Raw genomic sequence first — 13,984 nt, 5'->3', positions numbered from 1 at the left:
AAACTATAAGCCACTATTATGAATGTACAATCAAATATGAGATTATTATTTTTATTTTCTGTTTTTACGATAATTTTAAGTTGTAAAACAAATGATTCATTTGGTCTGAAAAAAATGAATAAAAATGAGCGGAATAATTTTATTTCCTCAAATTTAAAAACTAAAACCGGGGTTGATTTAGGTAATTTTATTTATCAATTACAGGAATCTAAAATAAGATTAAAGCCTTTTGAACCACTTTTAATTGAAAAACTAAGAGGATCAGAATACGTTTACGATATTAATATACTGACCAATTTATTAATTGAAGACATAGAGAATAAACCCGAAATTGAACAAGTACTAAATTCAAAAATTAAAATTTGGGACACTCGAAATTGGTCTGGCAAATTTTGGTCCTTAATTCAAGAGTATCATTTAAACATTGAAAAACCCAACTATTATACTATAGAGGCTAATTCTTTAAAAAAATACGATGTAATGGAGTTTATGAAAACCAAGATTGCAACTTCTGAATTAGGAAATGATCCTCTACTAATGGTCAATTGGGAAATTATTAACTATGAGAAAGGAAAACTAATAGAAACTTTAAACAAATTGGATATTACACAAATCGATTACACTCCAAAAAGTAAATCAGTTAGTATATATGGAAAGAGAGGGATTGATGGAATTTTGAATGTTACAGCTTACTAATTCCCCCGCTGGCGCTGGCATCCTTCTCGTACCCAATTAATTCAAAACAACTCAGTAATTTTAAATAATACAAAAACCGCTAAAAAATAAGCATCATGGAATTTGAAATTAAGTATGAAAGTTATTTTGAAAATGAAATAGATTTAGATTTCATCAATTCCGCGGAAAGATATTTAAAAGTGTATTATAAAAATGGATGTATAAAAAAGAAAGAAGAGTATTTCAATGAAAAAATAACTCATCTAATTTATTATTTAGACGAAACCGAAAACCCTGAGAATGTTTTAAAGGAAAACTTTGAAATTTCTTCTATTGAAATAATTGAGTCAGAAAAAATGGGAGAATACTTTAAACAAACCCATAAAGATTACCATAATGGAATTAAAGATGAAAATGATGGGATTTCAGTTATTGACAAAAATAACCGTGAAATTTATTACAGCTCAATCATTGGTGGAGAGGAAGAAACCAATAAATATTTTTATAATAAACAGGGTAAAAAATTATATACATTTTGGTATTACAACAAAGGTACAGTGAGCAGTATAGATACGTTAAATCCAAAACATTTTGGTTATATCAATGATTTTAAACAATCTTTTACTGCTGAAGAATTTATGAAACTCCCTGATGTTAATTGGGAAAATATGAAATATTATCATGGCGCCGAACCCATAATACCTGAATAACAACTTCAGAACAAGCGCTTGAAAAGAAATTTAATATTTAAAGTAATAACAGGTTCCGAGGTTCATACCCTCGCCAGGCATAGAAACACTGAAGGCAACCTTAACAGACTTACATGGACAAAGAAACAGCAAATTATATCAGAAATTATTTCAGTAATTTAATGACAGACGATGAGAAGCTGGCATTGAAATATCAGATCTATACTTATAAAACAGAGGGCAACCCAACAATGAGAAAAATGATGGTTGACAGAGGTTGGATCAGTGAACAGCCTGACATAAAAGAGTATCTCAAAGACGGATATGAAGAATTTGAATTCAATGTTGCCCAACGAATAATGCAGGAAACACCTGAAAAAGTTTTTCTGAACTATTGTCCTAAATGTAACAGGCTGGCAAGAACACCCTACGCAAGACAATGCAGATATTGCGGAAATAATTGGCACAACTTAACTGTGGCACAGTTTAAACTTGAAAACTCCATTCAAATAACAGACAGATATTTTTTTCTACTTGGCCAAATAACAAAAGGAGAAATTGCACAAGGACAATTTATGGACTTAACCATGTTGGGATTGAACAAAAAACCAAAAATTGAAGCCATTGAATTTGCCCTAAAAAGGCAAGACGGAAATATATGTGAAGACATTGCACTTGGAACCAATGAATTAACAGAAGAAGACAAAAAATACTTGAAAACTATGGGCTCTTACACAACGCCATTTGATATAATTAACGAACGCTAAAACGACTACTGCTAACACGGATCCTGTAATATTGGGGTGAAATTGCAATACTCAACATCAGTGATGAAACCGTTTTTATATTTCGATTTCACACCCGAGCGTAAAACCTCAAACTTTAGTTATAATTCCAACAAAACCTACCATAAAAACATATCCTAAAAAATGAGAAACCTTACGATCCTTTTAATCTTCATTTTCACATCTTCTCTCCTATTCGCTCAAAATCAAAGATTTTCCTATGAATATTCTTTTAAAATAGATTCTTTACACAAAGAAAACGTAGACAAAGAAATGATGAACCTTGACATTACAAAAGAGGGATCCAATTTCTACAGCGCCCAGTTGATCATCAGAGATTCCCTTTTTAAAGCACAATTTGAAAAAGGAAAAGCTTCACACACGTATGTCTTTGATATGAGAAAAATTAAACAGCCAAAAGTGAATTTCCGGGTTTCGAAGAAGTATCCCAATTTAGAAACGGTTTATCATACGTCTCTCAATGCCACTAACGTCGCTTTAAAAGAAGAACACAAAATGAACTGGACTATTCTTCCTGAAACAAAAAGTATAGAAGGTTTTAAAGTTCAGAAAGCAACCACCACTTTTGGCGGAAGAAACTGGATAGCCTGGTTCACGAATGATATTCAGATACAGGACGGACCTTATAAATTCTGTGGGCTTCCCGGATTGATTTTAAATGTCGGAGACGATAAAGGGGATCATATTTTCAATCTGGTAGGAAGTAAAAAACTCAATGATGAACCTTCATTGATGGATTCAGACATGAAAGAAGTTTTTCTTACCAATGAAAGATTCAATAAACTCTGGAATGAGTATAAAAAAGATCCTGCCAAAAATATAAAAACCATTCATAGCTCTTCAGAAATGTCGGATACCATCTTTTCCGATGCAGATGGAAAGCCGTTAACAAAAAAGGATCTCATTAAAGGAAAAGAAAAGCGAGCGGAGGAAACTTTAAAAAAGGTTAATAATTTTATTGAAAGGGAATTGTATAAATGAAAATGATCTCTTAATAAAATATTTCGAAATCCGAAAAACCTCGGAGAACAGATGATTACTAGCTTCAATTTGTGCATTTCTACACTATAAACTATATTTGAAAAATTTTTCATAAAAAAAACTAACAACTATTGAATTCTTAAATTAAAACCATGAAAACTATTCGTTTATTTTTACTCCTATCATTACTTTCTTTTAGTTTTGGTAACGCTCAGCTTTCGGCTTACATTAATGGCAAGGAAATAAAACCCGGTTCTACCATTTCCAAAAATGATCTGCCCAACTTACAGGTGAGTTTTAAAAAGCCTAAAGATGTAGGTCTGATATCCGGATTCTGCAAATTGTATGTGGAATTCGCTAATACAAAAAACACTTATATCAATCATTGGGCAATTCACAAAGATGGATATGTAGCAATAGAAGACTTCCTGAAAACCAGTGCTCAAAAGAAATTAAATGTTTTTGGGGAAGGTGGATTCGGAACAAACGGAAATAACCTACAATGGATTCTTGATCAGGCCAATGGTCTCGAAGCACAAAAAAGCATCCGGGTAGAGGTAGGATTAATGGTGAAGCAGGAAATAGGCTACAAGGAATATGGTCCTAAAGTACAGCTTTTAGAGCCCATTTTCTTTAATGTTCCGGTCTGGGAAACTAAGGATTTGTTTCTTCCCTATTTAGATTTAAAAATAGATAAAACCAATATTCCCGGTGATATAGACTTAGAACAAAACGGCAGATTAGGGGATAAAGAAACAGAATTAGGATATGTCCTTAAAGATAAAAATCTTGTATTCTACAGTATATATGCACTGGACAGCCGCGACTATCCCGGCCTCAATCCAAAAGAATTGGCCAATGATTTTATTCACGAAGGGGTTATAGTTGCTAATAGAGGATATAAAGTAAACTTTAAAGATTATGACTCTAACAAATATAAGTTCCCGTGGAATGATATAAATGGGTTAAAAAATTCTACAATGAATGCATTCAGATTGCCAAAACTAAATTACAGAGTGAATAAAGAAGCTAAAAGCATGGATCTGATGACCTTATATAAACCGGTAGAATTTAATAAAATGAAAGGATATTGGTTTGGGGATGATGTTCAGTTTAATAATGAGCGTACAGGAACAGAGAAAGATTGGTCAACACATGGCAAATTCGGAATTTATATTCTCAATCATCCTACCGATCCTAATTTAACATTAGTCATTTCCAGTAGGATTTATGACAACGAAAGATCTGCTGAAGAAATAGATTCTTTCCTGAAAACGATCATCTCAAGCATCAAGCAATAAATTTAAAATCCCGGACTCATAAGTTCGGGATTTTGTTTTGTTTACTTAGTTTTGTTTTCTTTACGTACTAAAAAACCGGACCATTACATCAATACCAAACAATGAAATATAAAATTTTACTGATCACATTATTAAGCTTTGTTTTCACTTTTGGACAAACAGCCACAGAATATTTTGACAGCGGAAAATCAAAACAGGGAAACAACGATTTTGAAGAAGCAATAAAAGACTACAGTAAAGCCATTGAAATGGACCCTACATTCGCTGAAGTTTATTATGTCAGAGCTTCTCTACTGTTCGATAATGACAGATATAAAGAAGCCATAACAGACTTAAACAAAGCTATTTCGTTAAAGCCAAATCCTATAGAACTCTATATGGCAGCATTAATATTAAGAGGAAAAACTCATCTTGCCATTAACAATAAAAAAATGGCCTGCCATGATTTTACTGAAGCAAGAGAACTGGGTGCACCAGTCGATGAGGAATATTTACAGTTATGCGGGTATCAGGAAAAGAAAAGCGAACATGTTTTTGTGAAAATACCTGACATAGAAAACTGGAAAATAACCGAAGAAGTTTATGAAAATAATCAACTTATAACTTTAGTGGCTCATATGAAAAAGCCTTCAGAATATTTAAGTTTAGCTTCAAATCCAGATCTTAAAAATGTTGATTTAATACAAGCGATGAATGAGGTATACAAAACAGCAAAAAGTAAATCAAAGGATGCCGTGCTAAGCTTCATCGAAAAAGATGTAAAAGCAAAAGAACCATGGATCATGTATTCAATACAAAATGCCATCAATGAAAAATGCAATTGTAAAGTATCACAGGTCTGGTATCTGACGCAAGGTGAGAATAGTTTTCATTCCTGCTTCATATCCATCAAAAATGATTTATTCACCAATGAGAAAAAGGAAGAATTTATAAAGATCTTTAAAACAGCAAAAGTAATCTATAAGTAAAAAATACTTTTGGCCCGGTCATTCTGTTTTACATACCAGTTTTCTTTATTTTTACAATCACAAAAGTGAACAAAACATGCAGAAAATAGAAACACAAATAGACGAAGCCTTTAAAAACACTTTTCTCTTACCCAGAGAAAAAGCAGTCACTCAATTTTTGGTTGATGTTTTACATTCAAAATATAAATTCAGGGAAGATGATAAAAAAATTGAGGTGATCAGTTTGTATTATTATGCTTCAAGTCCTTTAAGTTTTTTATTTGCTTTGCCTAATTATGAATATTATTCTCCGGACAAAACCATTCAGATAGCGGAACTTCACTTGAAAGAGCATTCGTTTGAAGACTACTCCCCTATGGATGTTCAGGAATTATGCAAAAAGGTGCTGGATCAAAATAATATTGATTATTCTGCCTATCTCGACGAGCATGGTCATTTGGATTATGCACATTATTGGGAAAACCAATTCGGTCTGGAAAGTAATTTCATCATGAACTGTTGGAAAAATGCCAAAGAAAAAACACAGTCTAAAATGCTTGGATTTTTAGAATCTTCAGACGGCGAAAGCGGAATGTATGATCTGGACAATAATTACGTGATTCCATTTGATGTCAGCCTTGATGAATATCTTAGATCTCATGGGTTTATTATTAAAGGAGACTAATAACTTCTTTGAAAATGAATAAGTATTTATTTGTACCTGTAAATCATACCATTTTCTGAACTGTAAAAACGTATTCTTTATTCCCAAGCTCCTGTTCACGAGTAAAACAATCGCTCCGGTTCCTCTTATTTTTTGTAGCTTCGTTGTATTGAAGCCTGATGATTTTTTTCTTTCAGGCAGAATTTTGAAAAAAACACCCATGAAAAATCTCCAGCGGGAAGATATCCATATCATCAGTCGCCACAGCAATGTGACAGAAAAAGGTCTTGAAAAAGCCCTGAAAGAAAACGTTTATAATGACCGGGAAATGTGGCAGAAATTTCTTCGGCTATTGTTAATCACGCTCGGTATAGGATTTACGACGGCGGGAATTATTTTCTTTTTCGCCTATAATTGGGCATCCCTGAATAAATTCGTCAAATTCGGATTGATAGAAGTCCTTATTATTGCCACAACCATCATCGTTTTACTGCCGAAAATAAATACAACCACCAGAAGTATTATCCTTACAGGTTCTTCATTTTTGGTAGGCGTTTTATTTGCAGTCTTCGGACAGATTTATCAGACAGGAGCCAATGCCTACGACTTCTTTCTGGTGTGGACGCTTTTCATAACGCTCTGGGTAGCCGTATCCAATTTTGCTCCGTTGTGGTTGCTGTACATTATTTTAATCAATACTACATTTATCTTATACTCCCAACAGGTAGCCCGGGACTGGCCGGAAATCCTCATCATTACAATTCTTTTCCTGTTCAATACAACGGTACTTATCGCCTCCCTTGTGCTGGATCACTATAAAAAGATTGAAAACCTGCCCAAATGGTTTACCTATATTTTGGCTTTAGGCGCTGCGACTTTTGCTACAATTGGAATGATTTATGGCATTTTCGACAGTTATGAACCGGCATTTCCAGTTTTAACAGTGGTTGTTTTAATAGCTTATGGCTTCGGAATCCGGCATGGCATTCAATCTAAAAACGGCTTTTATCTTTCGGTCATACCCCTTAGCATTATTATGATGATTGCTGCTTCCCTCTTCAAAATATCGGACGGGGTAGAAATGTTTTTAATCGTCAGTCTGTTTATCATTGTAAGCGTTACTTTGGTGATTATGAAACTGATTAATCTTCAAAAAAAATGGAAAGATGAGAAATAAAGAAGAAATAAAAGAACTCCTGGAGTATTTCCGGACAACCGACAATAAAGAACTGAAGTTTGACGAAGAAGCTATTTTTGCGGCTTATGAGAAAAACAATGACCATCAGTCATTAGCCATAAAAATCCTGTCTATTTTAGGAGGTTTATTGGCAAGTCTTGCTTTTATAGGATTTCTCTTTCTAACAGGAATATATGATTCAACAGCGGGTTTATTCATACTAGGGAGCATTTCCATTATCGGAGGAATTCTTATCAATACATACTATGATAAAATCATCCTTGATACCGTAAGTATTTCCTCTTATATTATCGGATACATCCTTTTAACCATGGGATTTGTTAAGCTGGAAATGAGTGAAAATACAATAAGCCTTATTTTTATAATGATAGCAGGACTTACATTAATCCTGGCCCGTACTTATATCATTTCCTTTATTTCGGTATTGGTGATCAATGGAGCGTTCTTAACGATGATCATCACCAGCCACAACGATGATCTGGCGCATCTGTATACTTCCGTTCTTGCCATTCTATTGACTTTTGTTTTTCTGAAGGAAGCCAAAATAATTTCCCTGCATAATGCCCTTTCAAAATTATACAATCCTGTTCGTATAGGATTGGTTATTTCGTTCTTAGCAGGATTGATTCTCCTCGGGAAAAGTGACCTTATCGATCTTTCCGGAGAATATCTTTGGATCTCGTCTGTCGTGATTATCCTGACTATCCTGTATGTACTCTCCCGGCTTTTCGAAAGACTGAATATTTCCGGAACACAACAGAAAGCGGGAATCTATATCATAAGTACCCTTATTTTGCTGCCTACCATCCTGTCTCCGGCGATATCGGGAGCCATTTTAATTATTCTTCTGAGCTTTCTGGTGAATTACAAAACCAGTTTCGTTATCGGTATTATCGCCTTCATTTACTTTGTTTCACAATATTATTACGACCTTCATTTTACCCTGTTGACCAAATCCATCCTTTTATTTTCGTCAGGTATCTTATTTCTAGGTCTCTACTTATTAACCCGTAAAAAGCTGACATCGAATGAAAAAGTATAAATGGATCATTATATTGCTGAACCTGATTCTTCTTTTGGTGTATTTCAACTATTCCGTTTCAAAAAAAGAAGAATTGCTCAAAGACGGACAGTTGGTTCTTTTACAGCTTGCCCCGGTTGATCCGCGTTCTTTGATGCAGGGCGATTACATGAGTTTACGGTACAGCCTTTCGGACAATACCTATTCCGACGATATACCTAAAAGAGGATATTTCGTTGTCCGCCTCAATCCTCAGGGAGTTGCCGGGAAAGTAAGAATCCAGCAGGAACCCGCTCCTTTAAACAAAGGGGAATACCTGATTAAATACACCTCAACCAACCATTGGAACGTCAATATAGGTGCTGAATCTTTCTTTTTTCAGGAAGGACATGCCAGAAAGTATGAAAATGCAAAATACGGCGGCCTGAGAATAGATAAAGACGGAAACAGCCTGCTGGTAGGCCTTTACGATGAGCATCTGAAAAATATAAAATAAAAGCATCCTCCGGGATGAATCGTTTCTAACATTCACACAACATCATGAAAAAAACATTCGAATTTCTTCGACATCTGGAAAAAAACAACACCCGGGAATGGTTTTCACAACACAAAGCGGAATATGATGCGGTGGTGAAAGAAAACAAAATATTCTTTACTGAGATCTATCAGGAACTTCAGGAACACGATCATCTGAAAGGAATCCATATTTTCAGGATTTACAGAGACGTCCGTTTTTCTAAGGATCCTACTCCTTACAAAACCAATTTCGGAGTTGGATATTCCCGCACAAAACCCATGTTAAGAGGAGGATATTATATTCATCTGGAGCCCGGAAACAGCTTTGTGGGCGGTGGATTCTGGGGTCCTGAGGCCAAAGATCTGCTCCGGATCCGGAAGGAATTTGAAATCAGTACCACGGAAATAGAAAAAATTACATCTCATCAAACGTTCATCAAATACTTCGGAGAAATTGAAGGAGATGCCGTAAAAACTGCTCCGAGAGGTTTTGATAAAAATCATCCCGCCATTGATTTAATTAAGAAAAAGCAATACATAGTCATGCGAAAATTCACAGATAAGGAAGTGTTATCCGATAGTTTTCAGAAGGAAGCTGTCCTTACTTTATTAGCCATGCGTCCTTTTTTTGATTATATGAGCGAAGTCCTGACAACGGATTTAAATGGTGAACCTTTATTTTAAAAACAGGATTCAGAACCGTTTTCTATTATATCTATCTTCCTAAAATTCATCCATGAAAGCAACATTTGACACCCTTATTCTGTATGTCCAAAACGTAGAACTGCTCAAGAATTTTTATGTTGACCACTTTAATCTGAAAGTGATTGAAGAAGATTCCATCTGGGCCTTATTGAATGCCGGCTCCGTCAATATCGGACTTCATAAAATCGGAGATCCTTATCTCGAACAAATAGAGGAAGGCTATACATTTGATAACAACACCAAAATTGTTTTTGAAATTGAAACGGATATAGAATCTGCCAGAAACGAACTGACAGCAAGAAATGTTGAAATGAGAGCCATTAAAACCTTTGAAAACTATGGTTTCTGGTTATGCGACGGAACGGATCCGGAAGGAAATGTATTTCAGTTGAAAAGTAAAAAGACAAATAACATTTGATTTACAACAACCTACATATGAAATCATAAATCTCATTCAAGTTTTTATTAATGACATAATTGATGTTCGATCAGGAATAAATTCTGGGGATCAAAATAATACCAATCCATTTTTTCCCTATTTTTATATTCAATAAACCACTGAACATAAAATCATTATGCCTCATTTTATTATAGAATGTTCCCGGGATATTCTTCAGCAGAGAACCCCGGACGAGATCATGGATACCGTTTATACAGCGGCAGATTCTACGGGCCTATTTACTCCCAATGACATCAAAGTCAGGCTTCAGCCGTATGAATATTTCCGGCTTGGAAATGAGAAGAAAAATTTCCTTCATGTTTTCGGATATATTATGGAGGGCCGGAATACGGAACAGAAGGCGGAACTTTCAAAGAAAATCTGTAAGGAATTAACAGCTTTATTCGCGGAGATCTCTTTCCTGTCTGTCAATATTAATGAATTTGAACAGGCCACTTATTCCAATAAAGCACTGATTCATCCTGAAAATGTAGAACAAAACCGTCATTTTGGATTGTAAGTTAAAAAGATCCGGAATAGATCCATCATGTAATAGTTATACTCCTGAAATTGTTTTTTAATAAAACCAGTCATGAGAAATTTATATATCAGCATTCTTTTTTTCTGTATCCTTATTTTCTGTTCCGCGCAGAAAAAAGCTTCGGAACAATTCTTAAAAACCCAAAAAGAATTAACGGATAAACTCGCTGAAATAAGCAAGACAGCCAGTTTCAACGGCTTTGGAGTTGCCCTCGTTAATGATCAGAAAGTTTTATATCAAAACGGATTCGGAACTGCCGGATTAAATCCTTTTCAAAAATATGATGAACATACCGTTCAGAATATAGCATCCGTCTCCAAAACCCTGATTGGTATTGCCGTCCTTAAAGCTCAGGAACTGGGAAAGCTGAAACTGGATGATCCCATCAATCCCTATCTTCCCTTTAAAGTGATCAATCCAAACTATCCCGACATTCCGATCACCATCAGACAGCTCACTACGCATACTTCTTCCATTAATGACAATAACGAATACCTGACCCGGACGGTTGTTTTAAAAGATACGGTTAATCTTGCTGAAAATTTGAAGATTGATATTTCTCCTACAAAATTCAATTCTCCTTCTTCTAAAATTTCCATTGAAGAATTTCTGAATCGCGTTCTCAGTGAAAAAGGGCAATGGTATTCAAAAGATGTATTTTTGGATAAAAAACCCGGTGAACTCTATAATTATTCCAATATCGGGGCTACTTTGGCGGCTTTGGTCCTGGAAAAAGCAACAGGAATGTCCTACGCTGATTTTACAACGAAGTATATTCTCAAGCCCTTAAAAATGAATGATTCAGGCTGGAATTTCAATACCATCAATTTCTCAAAATATACCCGGACATTTATCGATAAACAAAAACCTTATCCTTATTATTCGCTCAATACTTACCCAGACGGCGGAATGCTTACCACTTCAGACGATATGAGTAAATATCTTCTTGAACTGATGAAAGGGTATTTTGGAAACGGAAGCCTTCTTTCCAAAGAAAGCTTTAAAGAATATTTCACTCCTCAGCTTAAAGCGGAGAATTTCCAGGACAGAAGCAACAGCGAATACAGCGACGAATACAATATGGGAATCACCATGGGGTTTGGTTCTACCGGGAATTTCGGGCATACCGGAGGAGATCCGGGAATGAATTCCGTGATCTGGTTTTTTAAAGACAGAAAAATGGGCAGATACCTTATCGTGAATACGGATTGGGATAATAAAGCTTCAGGAAAAGATCAAAAAGCGATTTACGATTTGCTGGATGAATATTTTCTCAAACTGGATGCCATCAGCAGAGCTGAAAAACACGAAAAGTGATGATAAGAAACCTTTTTTTAGTGAATACAGCCTAAAAAGTCATAAATTTACATTAACCAATCCATTGAAAATCAGAGTCAAATATGACGAACCAGCAGGTATATCATTTCTTTAAAGACAGGTGGAAATCTTCTTTTCTTCTCGCCGGAAGTATGGCTGTGTTCATTACATTCAATATTTTTTCTGATTACTGGTTTACGCGGTTACAAAACAGCAGCTTTTATTTCTCGGAATCGCTGCTTTTCAGCTCTTTCTGGATTCTTTTTATTCCGCTGCTTTATATCCAGAATTATTGGATAAAAGCAACGAAAAAACTCTCAGTTCTTTTGCTGATCACAGGTTTGATGATTTTAATTCATCTGACCGTATATCCGGCTCTGGTATGGCTGCTGTCAAAAATAGGATATGATCATACTTTCCCTTACATACAGACCTTTAATTTTGGACTAACGGCTTATCTGATCAAAACAGTCATTATCTATGCTTCATCATCTGTGATACTGACCATTTTAAAGAATAAGGTACAGCATCCGCCTCAAACCGCTGATGAAATAACAGAGAAAACAGCCATGCAATCTATGGTGGTTTCAGACATGAACAATACAAAAATAATCATCAGCCTGAAGGAGGTTCTTTATTTTTCGGCCAATACGCCTTACATTACGATTCATCACAGCTCAAAAAAATACCTTCACCATGAAACTTTAAAATCATTGGAAGCCAAACTGGACGGTAATCAGTTTGTCCGGATACACAAATCTCATATGATCAATCTCAATCAGATTATTTCTTACCAGTCACGGCAAAACGGGGATTATAATATCACCCTTTCGGACCAGACTGTTTTGAGAGCAAGCCGAAGTTATGCAAAAGATTTCAAACCGATGCTGGACCGCCTTCATCTTACCTCAAAATAAACTCGCCTTACCACATTAAATTTGAAAATCAAATGTTTACGTAATAAACTTTGCAAAAAAGTTGAATCGTATGAAAACATTGATTTTGTTCATCGGCATGCTGATTCCATGTCTGGGGTTCATGAGCTGCAACGGGCAGACTTCCGAAAAAAAGATAAATAATGCCATTATAGGCGGAGGTTGCGACGGTTGTGAAATGATGTACGTCGGAATGCCAAAAACCATTTATTCTGAAGACACAAGTCCCGGCTGGAATGAAAAAGGGCAAAAGCTGATCGTATCCAGAACCGTATTTCAGCTTGACGGAAAAACTCCCGCACCCAATATTATTATGTATTACTGGCAAACGGATAACGATGGTTATTATTCTCCTGAAAAAGGAATGGACAAACGTGCTGAACGTCATGGGCACATCCGTGGATGGGTAAAAACAGATGCAGCCGGAAAATATACCATTAAAACAATCCGCCCGGCGCCATATCCAGGCCAAACGATGCCCGCACATATTCATTTATCCATCAAAGAACCGGATGTTGATCATGAATATTATGTAGATGAAATCAATTTTGATGATGATCCGCTCCTTATTCCTTATCTGAAAAAAAATCCTCAGGAAAACCGTGGCGGAAGTGGCATTGTAAGGCTTTTAATACAAAGAAATATTCATATTGCAGAACATACTATTATTCTGGGCCTCCATATTCCCAATTATCCTAAAACAATTCCGCAATCTGCCCGATCAGGATTGAATATAGGTGAAGATCAGCCTTCTTTCACACCTTATCACGCGTATGGCCCTGACAAAGGAACCCGCACCTGCCCGGTTTGCAAATACGGAAGGTATCAAGGTATCCTTTATTTTACAGGAGCTAAAACAGATTGGGACGACATCAAAAAATGGCTTCAGTTTCTGGAACAGGAAAGCACGAAAAGAAGTCAATACCTGAAAGTGTATTTCATATCTGCCGGCCAGGATCCTGAGTATAGGAAAGTACTCGTCAATCTTGGGGAAGAGCTTCATTTAAAAAAGACTGCCCTATGTTTTGTTCCCTCCTTTTCCGATAAAGAAACAGAGGTCAATCTGAACAAAATAAATCCTGATTTTAAAAATACATTCATCATTTACAAGCATCGAAATATTGTGGATAAATATGTAAATCTGGAAGCCGGCAATGAAAATTTTGGTAAAATCTCCAAAGCTCTGGACAAAACACAGGGAGATTATTTTGAACTGCCGGAAATCCCTTATGAATAGATTCTGACAACA

The 13,984-nt window shown here is 35.6% G+C and carries 16 protein-coding genes; all 16 read left to right on the top strand.

Going from position 1 to position 13,984, the window contains the following annotated elements:
- Positions 1–18: 18 nt before the first annotated feature.
- Positions 19–696 (top strand): hypothetical protein, encoded by a 678-nt coding sequence (locus ACM46_RS20545; RefSeq protein ID WP_048508538.1) that lies wholly within the window; start codon positions 19–21, stop codon positions 694–696.
- 95 nt (positions 697–791) lie between these two features.
- The gene (locus ACM46_RS20540) at positions 792–1,385 is read left to right on the top strand and encodes a hypothetical protein (RefSeq protein ID WP_048508537.1); all 594 of its coding nucleotides are present in this window, start codon (positions 792–794) and stop codon (positions 1,383–1,385) included.
- A gap of 113 nt (positions 1,386–1,498) precedes the next feature.
- Positions 1,499–2,131 carry a hypothetical protein gene (locus ACM46_RS23565; protein ID WP_185116208.1) on the top strand — a complete coding sequence of 211 codons (633 nt, stop codon included), beginning with the start codon at positions 1,499–1,501 and terminating at the stop codon, positions 2,129–2,131.
- Between the two features lie 162 nt (positions 2,132–2,293).
- Positions 2,294–3,151: a GLPGLI family protein gene (locus ACM46_RS20530; RefSeq protein WP_048508536.1), complete on the top strand. Its 858-nt coding sequence runs from the start codon at positions 2,294–2,296 to the stop codon at positions 3,149–3,151.
- Positions 3,152–3,303: 152 nt separating this feature from the next.
- Positions 3,304–4,452 carry a hypothetical protein gene (locus ACM46_RS20525; protein WP_048508535.1) on the top strand — a complete coding sequence of 383 codons (1,149 nt, stop codon included), beginning with the start codon at positions 3,304–3,306 and terminating at the stop codon, positions 4,450–4,452.
- A gap of 101 nt (positions 4,453–4,553) precedes the next feature.
- Positions 4,554–5,420 (top strand): tetratricopeptide repeat protein, encoded by an 867-nt coding sequence (locus ACM46_RS20520; protein WP_048508534.1) that lies wholly within the window; start codon positions 4,554–4,556, stop codon positions 5,418–5,420.
- A 76-nt stretch (positions 5,421–5,496) separates the two neighbouring features.
- Positions 5,497–6,084, top strand: coding sequence for a hypothetical protein (locus ACM46_RS20515; RefSeq protein WP_048508533.1), 588 nt, complete (start codon positions 5,497–5,499; stop codon positions 6,082–6,084).
- 199 nt (positions 6,085–6,283) lie between these two features.
- The gene (locus ACM46_RS20510; protein ID WP_048508650.1) at positions 6,284–7,240 is read left to right on the top strand and encodes a DUF2157 domain-containing protein; all 957 of its coding nucleotides are present in this window, start codon (positions 6,284–6,286) and stop codon (positions 7,238–7,240) included.
- Positions 7,230–8,303 (top strand): DUF4401 domain-containing protein, encoded by a 1,074-nt coding sequence (locus ACM46_RS20505; RefSeq protein WP_048508532.1) that lies wholly within the window; start codon positions 7,230–7,232, stop codon positions 8,301–8,303. Before ACM46_RS20510 ends, ACM46_RS20505 begins: the two co-directional genes overlap by 11 nt.
- A complete protein-coding gene (locus ACM46_RS20500; RefSeq protein WP_048508531.1) occupies positions 8,290–8,778 on the top strand; it encodes a GDYXXLXY domain-containing protein in 489 nt (162 codons plus the stop codon). Before ACM46_RS20505 ends, ACM46_RS20500 begins: the two co-directional genes overlap by 14 nt.
- A 44-nt stretch (positions 8,779–8,822) precedes the next feature.
- Complete coding sequence (locus ACM46_RS20495) at positions 8,823–9,482, top strand: DUF2461 domain-containing protein (protein ID WP_048508530.1); 660 nt, start codon at positions 8,823–8,825, stop codon at positions 9,480–9,482.
- A gap of 52 nt (positions 9,483–9,534) precedes the next feature.
- Positions 9,535–9,921 (top strand): VOC family protein, encoded by a 387-nt coding sequence (locus tag ACM46_RS20490; protein ID WP_048508529.1) that lies wholly within the window; start codon positions 9,535–9,537, stop codon positions 9,919–9,921.
- 157 nt (positions 9,922–10,078) lie between these two features.
- On the top strand, positions 10,079–10,462 hold the full coding sequence (locus ACM46_RS20485) for a 5-carboxymethyl-2-hydroxymuconate Delta-isomerase (protein WP_048508528.1): 384 nt from the start codon (positions 10,079–10,081) through the stop codon (positions 10,460–10,462).
- A gap of 72 nt (positions 10,463–10,534) precedes the next feature.
- On the top strand, positions 10,535–11,800 hold the full coding sequence (locus ACM46_RS20480; RefSeq protein WP_048508527.1) for a serine hydrolase domain-containing protein: 1,266 nt from the start codon (positions 10,535–10,537) through the stop codon (positions 11,798–11,800).
- 83 nt (positions 11,801–11,883) lie between these two features.
- Positions 11,884–12,717 carry a LytTR family DNA-binding domain-containing protein gene (locus ACM46_RS20475; RefSeq protein WP_083997484.1) on the top strand — a complete coding sequence of 278 codons (834 nt, stop codon included), beginning with the start codon at positions 11,884–11,886 and terminating at the stop codon, positions 12,715–12,717.
- Positions 12,718–12,787: 70 nt separating this feature from the next.
- On the top strand, positions 12,788–13,972 hold the full coding sequence (locus tag ACM46_RS20470; protein ID WP_048508526.1) for a dioxygenase family protein: 1,185 nt from the start codon (positions 12,788–12,790) through the stop codon (positions 13,970–13,972).
- Positions 13,973–13,984 lie beyond the last annotated feature (12 nt).

Source organism: Chryseobacterium angstadtii (assembly GCF_001045465.1).
Taxonomy (GTDB): Bacteria; Bacteroidota; Bacteroidia; order Flavobacteriales; family Weeksellaceae; genus Chryseobacterium; species Chryseobacterium angstadtii.
This window is presented reverse-complemented; position numbering and strand designations above follow the sequence as displayed.

Bases quoted from the DNA above. Each gene is read 5' to 3' on its own strand.
- ACM46_RS20545 (WP_048508538.1), top strand. From the start codon at position 19: ATGAATGTACAATCAAATATGAGATTATTATTTTTATTTTCTGTTTTT.
- ACM46_RS20540 (WP_048508537.1), top strand. From the start codon at position 792: ATGGAATTTGAAATTAAGTATGAAAGTTATTTTGAAAATGAAATAGAT.
- ACM46_RS23565 (WP_185116208.1), top strand. From the start codon at position 1,499: ATGGACAAAGAAACAGCAAATTATATCAGAAATTATTTCAGTAATTTA.
- ACM46_RS20530 (WP_048508536.1), top strand. From the start codon at position 2,294: ATGAGAAACCTTACGATCCTTTTAATCTTCATTTTCACATCTTCTCTC.
- ACM46_RS20525 (WP_048508535.1), top strand. From the start codon at position 3,304: ATGAAAACTATTCGTTTATTTTTACTCCTATCATTACTTTCTTTTAGT.
- ACM46_RS20520 (WP_048508534.1), top strand. From the start codon at position 4,554: ATGAAATATAAAATTTTACTGATCACATTATTAAGCTTTGTTTTCACT.
- ACM46_RS20515 (WP_048508533.1), top strand. From the start codon at position 5,497: ATGCAGAAAATAGAAACACAAATAGACGAAGCCTTTAAAAACACTTTT.
- ACM46_RS20510 (WP_048508650.1), top strand. From the start codon at position 6,284: ATGAAAAATCTCCAGCGGGAAGATATCCATATCATCAGTCGCCACAGC.
- ACM46_RS20505 (WP_048508532.1), top strand. From the start codon at position 7,230: ATGAGAAATAAAGAAGAAATAAAAGAACTCCTGGAGTATTTCCGGACA.
- ACM46_RS20500 (WP_048508531.1), top strand. From the start codon at position 8,290: ATGAAAAAGTATAAATGGATCATTATATTGCTGAACCTGATTCTTCTT.
- ACM46_RS20495 (WP_048508530.1), top strand. From the start codon at position 8,823: ATGAAAAAAACATTCGAATTTCTTCGACATCTGGAAAAAAACAACACC.
- ACM46_RS20490 (WP_048508529.1), top strand. From the start codon at position 9,535: ATGAAAGCAACATTTGACACCCTTATTCTGTATGTCCAAAACGTAGAA.
- ACM46_RS20485 (WP_048508528.1), top strand. From the start codon at position 10,079: ATGCCTCATTTTATTATAGAATGTTCCCGGGATATTCTTCAGCAGAGA.
- ACM46_RS20480 (WP_048508527.1), top strand. From the start codon at position 10,535: ATGAGAAATTTATATATCAGCATTCTTTTTTTCTGTATCCTTATTTTC.
- ACM46_RS20475 (WP_083997484.1), top strand. From the start codon at position 11,884: ATGACGAACCAGCAGGTATATCATTTCTTTAAAGACAGGTGGAAATCT.
- ACM46_RS20470 (WP_048508526.1), top strand. From the start codon at position 12,788: ATGAAAACATTGATTTTGTTCATCGGCATGCTGATTCCATGTCTGGGG.